The organism is Bradyrhizobium sp., assembly GCF_017881085.1.
GTDB lineage: Bacteria > Pseudomonadota > Alphaproteobacteria > Rhizobiales > Xanthobacteraceae > Bradyrhizobium.
In genome coordinates this window covers 1-5,689 of sequence record NZ_JADGRI010000333.1, presented here as the reverse complement: position 1 = coordinate 5,689, position 5,689 = coordinate 1, and the positions used below count along the sequence as shown (strand labels likewise).

5 protein-coding genes are annotated in these 5,689 nt (G+C 61.2%); 3 read left to right on the top strand and 2 right to left on the bottom strand.

Annotated features, from left to right (window positions below; all coding sequences use genetic code 11):
* Positions 1–1,380, top strand: a 1,380-nt coding sequence (gene lepA, locus QZ213_RS23650) for a translation elongation factor 4 (protein ID WP_291688505.1), incomplete at its 5' end; no start/stop codon positions are given.
* A gap of 12 nt (positions 1,381–1,392) precedes the next feature.
* Here the strand turns inward: lepA and QZ213_RS23645 are convergent.
* Together QZ213_RS23645 and QZ213_RS23640 are read right to left on the bottom strand one after the other, a co-directional pair.
* Positions 1,393–3,246 (bottom strand): phospholipase D-like domain-containing protein, encoded by a 1,854-nt coding sequence (locus QZ213_RS23645; RefSeq protein ID WP_291688504.1) that lies wholly within the window; start codon positions 3,244–3,246, stop codon positions 1,393–1,395.
* 81 nt (positions 3,247–3,327) lie between these two features.
* Complete coding sequence (locus QZ213_RS23640) at positions 3,328–3,453, bottom strand: hypothetical protein (RefSeq protein WP_291688503.1); 126 nt, start codon at positions 3,451–3,453, stop codon at positions 3,328–3,330.
* Between QZ213_RS23640 and QZ213_RS23635 the strand changes: the two genes are divergently transcribed.
* Positions 3,453–4,625 (top strand): acyl-CoA dehydrogenase family protein, encoded by a 1,173-nt coding sequence (locus tag QZ213_RS23635; RefSeq protein ID WP_291688502.1) that lies wholly within the window; start codon positions 3,453–3,455, stop codon positions 4,623–4,625. The genes QZ213_RS23640 and QZ213_RS23635 overlap by 1 nt on opposite strands.
* Positions 4,626–4,750: 125 nt before the next feature.
* Positions 4,751–5,689 (top strand): cache domain-containing protein (locus QZ213_RS23630; RefSeq protein ID WP_291688501.1); only part of this gene is annotated, 939 nt, incomplete at its 3' end.

The following is a 5,689-nucleotide window of genomic DNA, read 5'->3' as shown; positions in this document are numbered from 1 at the left end:
GCGGAACCCGACCAGGTCAAGCAGCAGATCGAGGACGTGATCGGTATCGACGCATCCGATGCGGTGATGATTTCGGCCAAGACCGGTCTCGGCATCGACGAGGTGCTGGAAGCGATCGTGCACCGGCTGCCGCCGCCGAAGGGCGACCGCGACGCCTCGCTGAAGGCGCTGCTGGTCGATAGCTGGTACGACGTCTATCTCGGCGTCGTGGTGCTGGTGCGAATCGTCGATGGCGTCATGAAGAAGGGCCAGCGCATCCGGATGATGGGCACCAATGCCGCCTATGACGTCGAGCGCGTCGGCTTCTTCACCCCGAAGATGACGCAGATCGACGAGCTCGGCCCCGGCGAGATCGGCTTCATCACCGCGGCAATCAAGGAAGTCGCCGACACCCGCGTCGGCGATACCATCACCGACGACAGGAGGCCGGTCACCGAGATGCTGCCGGGCTTCAAGCCGGCGATTCCCGTGGTGTTCTGCGGCCTGTTCCCGGTCGACGCCGACGATTTCGAAACGTTGCGCGCGGCGATGGGAAAGTTGCGGCTGAACGACGCCAGCTTCTCCTTCGAGATGGAAACCTCCGCTGCGCTGGGTTTCGGTTTCCGCTGCGGCTTCCTCGGGCTGTTGCATCTGGAAATCATCCAGGAGCGGCTAAGCCGCGAATTCGATCTCAATCTGATCGCGACCGCGCCGTCGGTGATCTACAAGATGCACCTGACCGACGGCCAGGCGATCGAAATCCACAACCCGATCGACATGCCCGATGTGGTGAAAATCGCCGAGATCGAGGAACCCTGGATCGAGGCCACGATTCTCACGCCCGACGAATATCTCGGCAGCGTCTTGAAGCTTTGCCAGGATCGGCGCGGCTCGCAGAAGGAGCTCACTTATGTGGGCAACCGCGCCATGGTTAAATACGAACTGCCGCTCAACGAGGTGGTGTTCGATTTCTATGACCGCCTGAAATCGGTCTCCAAGGGCTATGCCTCGTTCGACTATCATCTCACCGATTACAAGCCGGCCGATCTCGTCAAGATGCAGATCCTCGTCAACAACGAGCCGGTGGACGCGCTGTCGATGCTGGTGCACCGCCAGCGCGCCGAAGGCCGCGGCCGCGCCATGGTCGAGAAGATGAAGGAACTGATCCCGCCGCACATGTTCCAGATTCCGATCCAGGCCGCGATCGGCGGCAAGGTGATCGCGCGGGAAACCGTGCGCGCGCTGCGCAAGGACGTCACCGCGAAGTGCTACGGCGGCGACATCACGCGCAAACGCAAACTTCTGGAGAAGCAGAAGGAAGGCAAGAAGAAGATGCGGCAGTTCGGCAAGGTCGATATCCCGCAGGAAGCCTTCATCGCCGCGCTGAAGGTGGATAGCTGAGCCGCGTCTCGCTCAGCCGCCGAACAGTTCCCGGTCCACCGAATGAAGGTCCTTGGAATTGAAATACTTCGCGGTCCATTTGTCGTCGGTCGACAGGAACCAGCCGGCGTTGATCGCCGCCTGCTGCTTCGACTGCGGGACTTTCTTGGTCTTCGCCCCGCCGGCCTTCGGCATCCTGTCGAGAAAATCAAAATGATCGACCAGCAAAATGGCCTCGATCGCGAATACGGTGGCGACGTCGCCATCGTGAACGGCTAGCAGGTTATCGCCATTGCTTTCCTCGCCGCCGGTCGAAAGATTGGACGAACCGCAGAACACCACTGGATCGTCGCCGTTGAATCCGCACACGACGAACTTGTGATGAACCTGATGCCCGAACCCCTTGATCGCGCGAACCTGATTGAAGGGCGGCGGCAGGATCGTCTGCGCGGGTTTGCCTGTCACCAGAACACCCGTCTTCTTGTTGACGGGATAAAGGCTGATGCCGCCGGGGGAGTCGGAAATGCCGTAGCTGAAGATGCGCTGGTTGTTGTGCAAGGTGTTGAGGGCCAGATAGACCGGATTCTTTGCCCTCTTGCTTTCGTCCTTGCCCGGGTCGACCTGCATTACCGCGAACATCACGCTGCCGACGGTCTTGCCTTTCCTCCCTTCCGACGCAATTCGGGCGGTAACGGTCTTGAGCACCTTTCCGGTCGTAGCCGGATCGTGCGGCGCGAACGTAAAGTCGGTCCTCGGAGTGCCCTTTGCGTCGGATGAGAATGTCTTGAGCGACCACGGCGTCTTCACAAAGGCCTTTTCCTTCACCCCGTCGTCCCACACTTCCTTGAATACGCCGGCGTAGAGAGCGGCGATCTTCGGGTCCCGGAAGACCAGGACATGGTTGGAGTTCACGTAGAGTCCGGTAATCGAGAAATTGGTGGAACCGGTGAGCACGTATTGCGGACTGTTGCCCTTGCTTCCTATCCTGGAAACGATGAACACCTTGTCGTGGGCGTAGCGATTGAATTTGCCCCGCTTCATCAGCTCCTTCTTGCCCGCAGCCGCCTTGAACAGTTTCTCGAACTGATCCTCCGGCTTTGAATTATCCTTGTCGTGATGGTCTTTCGAGTTATCAAGGATGATGCGGATGCGGCCCTGCTTGGCCAATTTCAGCATGGCTTGCAGAAGATCGGTCTCGTTCAGGTCGTAGGCGAAAACGTCAACGACCAGTGACGTGTTCTTCAGCACATCATCGAACAGGGCGAATATCTTCTCGCGGGTCGAAGCCCCAAGCCACTCGTATTCGTCCCGATAGGTGAATTTGACGCCCTGGGCATTTGTGCCCGAGAGCTGCGTGGTGTCGAACAGCAGTTTCGCATTCTTGGGCTGGATCAGCGCATCATGGCCGAAATGGTTGACGAAGGCCTGCGATTGCGTGTAGCCGCGGGTGAATCCAAGCTCCAGATTGCCCTTGGCGAATTTGTCGACCAGAATGGTTGCCGAAACGCTTTGCGTCGGATCGAGCGGTTTGAGCCGCCCCTTGTCGAAGTAGCGCGGCGTGACCGTGTAGGCGTAGTTGCCGAAAAACGGCGTGATGCTCTGGTGCACCACGCCCGGTACGTGCACCCAGCGAAATTTGTGGATCGGCGCGTTGATGCTGGCGTGGGGGGATTCCTTGGGATCCTGGGCATGGTCGGCAGGCGTCTTGAACTGCAAATTATTGAAAAGATAGTAAGCCGGCTGTCCTTTCGGCTGGCACTGGATCGTGAAGCCGGCAAAGTCTTTCGCGGCACTCTTGTCGCTGAAATTGAACGCGAGCATTGTCTTGGCATCGCCGCGATAGAGCTTCAGTGAAGTCTTGCCTTTTTTCGCAGATACCGGCGCCATGGCGGCCCCCAAATGTTGACGACCTGATGATTTTCGGGGCTACCAACGCAGCCCGCATCAAATTGAAAGTATCGTTTCACCCTACTTCAGATTGCGTTCATCCACAATCCCGTGAACGGTGCGCCCCATCTTGATCCGCGCCACCAGATGGATCACCATCGCGGCTTCGCCAGCCAAAAAACCCAAAAAAGGGGCGAGGAAACGCAATGAACAAGCTTCCCGGTTTCGGACTGATCGAGCGCGCGCAGGCGCTGGCGCCGCTGATCGCGCGCGAGGCCGACGAGATCGAGCGGACGCGCCGCCTCACCGCGCCCGTGGTTTCCGCCCTGATCGAGAACGGGCTTTACCGGGCGCTGCTGCCGCAAAGCCTCGGCGGGGCGGAGGCGCCGCCGGAAATCTTCATGCAGATGCTGGAGGAGGTGGCAAAAGCCGATGCCTCGACGGCGTGGTGCCTCGGCCAGTGCAACGTCTGCGGCATGACCGCCGCCTATCTCGATCCGGACGCGGCGAACGAGATCTTCAATACGCCGCCGGGTATCCTCGCCTGGGGCGCGATCGCCCATGCGGTGCGGGCAGAACCCGGCGGCTACCGGATCACCGCGCGCTGGGATTTTGCCTCTGGCTCGCGCCAGGCGAGCTGGCTCGGCGCCCATGTCCAGGTCGTCGAGGCCGACGGCACCAGGCGATTGACGCCCAACGGGACGCCGGAAATACGCACGATCCTGTTCCCCGTGACGAGCGCCACCATGTACGACGTTTGGGACGTCATCGGCCTCAGCGGCACCGGAACCGACAGCTATTCGGTCGAAAACCTGTTCATCCCGGAGAAATTCGCCGCATTGCGCGACAATTTCAGCGCGCTGCGCGAGAAAGGGCCGCTTTACGGCATCACCACCTACACTATGTTCGGACTGGGCTTCGGCGCGATTTCGCTCGGGGTCGCGCGCGCCACGCTGGATGCCGTCATCGATCTCGCTCGCGGCAAGGAATCGGTCGGCCTCAAGGCGATGCGCGAGAATCATGCCGTGCAGGGCCTGATCGGCCGCACCGAAGGCAATTGGCGGGCGGCGCGCGCCTATCTCTATGGGGCGGCCGCCGAGGCCTGGCGCGATCTCACCCGCACCGGAAAGCTCTCCGAGGAGCACCGGGCGGCGCTGCGGCTAGCCTCGACCTGGACCATTCATCAGGCCGCCGCGGTGGTCGATGCCGCCTATCACATGGCCGGCGCCACCGCGGTGTTCAGGGCGAACAAATTCGAGCGCCGCTTCCGCGACATGCACGCCATCGCGCAGCAGATCCAGGGCCGCGACAGCCATTACGAGGACGTCGGCAGGATGATCCTGACCGCCAGTACCCTGCCACGCGGACCGACCCACTAGGGCCGACTGGGACGCGGACGCCCTAAGCGCAGCAGTTCCCGTGGAAATACTGGCGATTATAATGCCGTCTTAAGCAGTATCTGGGAGTTTCCGAATCTTCCTCCCGCGGAGTTTCGGTAACCCTCATGTTCAAGCTTCGATCGATCTCAGCCCGCCTGATCCTGGCCATTTCGCTCACAGTGGCGGTGGCCTGCGGAATCCTCGGCACCTTTTCGGTTCTGCAGCAGCGCTCACTGATGCGGCTCGCGCTCGAACAGCAATTGAAGCTGCAATATGACAGCGTCATCGCCGCGGTCGACTATGAAGGCCGCGCCGCGCTCGCGGTCAGTGCCGTGGTCGCCGCGCTGCCGCCGGTCGGCGACGCCATCTCAAGGGGCGACCGCAATGGGCTGGGAACGCTGCTGGCGGCCCCGATGAAGGCGTTGACGGAACAGGGCATCCCGCTGATCACGTTTCAGGTGCCACCATCGATCTCGTTCTACCGGGTTCACTCGCCGAATGTCTTTGGCGACGACGTCTCGGGGCGGCGCCAAACGGTGGTGGAAGCGCTGAAGACCGGCAAAGCGATCGTCGGCGTCGAACCGGGACGGGAGGCGCTGGGCATTTTCGGCATGACGCCGATCCTGCATGACGGCAAGATCATTGGGAATGCCGACGTCGGTGCCGCCTTCGGCAAGGAATTCGTCGATCGCGCCAAGAAGCGCTTCGGCATCGACCTTGCCGTGCATTCGTTCGACGGCAAGGAATTCAGGAAACTGTCCTCGACCTTCGGCGACACCGTGGTCGCCACGCATGAGGAGTTGAAGGGCGTGTTGAACGGCGCGCCGTTGCAGCGTGACGCCAGCTTCGGCGGCCATCCGGCCGCGCTCTATGTCGGGCAGATCAAGAATTACGCCGGACAGCCGGTCGCGGTGATCGAGGTTATCAGGGACACCACCGAATACGAGGCGGCCGCGGCAAGTTCGCAGCGCAATCTGATTTTCGCCACGCTTGCCATTCTGGCCTTTGCCGCGCTGCTGGCCTTCCTGCTCGGCCGCGGCATGTCGCGGCCGCTGACGGCGATC

Bases quoted from the DNA above. Each gene is read 5' to 3' on its own strand.
- QZ213_RS23645 (WP_291688504.1), bottom strand. From the start codon at position 3,246: ATGGCGCCGGTATCTGCGAAAAAAGGCAAGACTTCACTGAAGCTCTAT.
- QZ213_RS23635 (WP_291688502.1), top strand. From the start codon at position 3,453: ATGAACAAGCTTCCCGGTTTCGGACTGATCGAGCGCGCGCAGGCGCTG.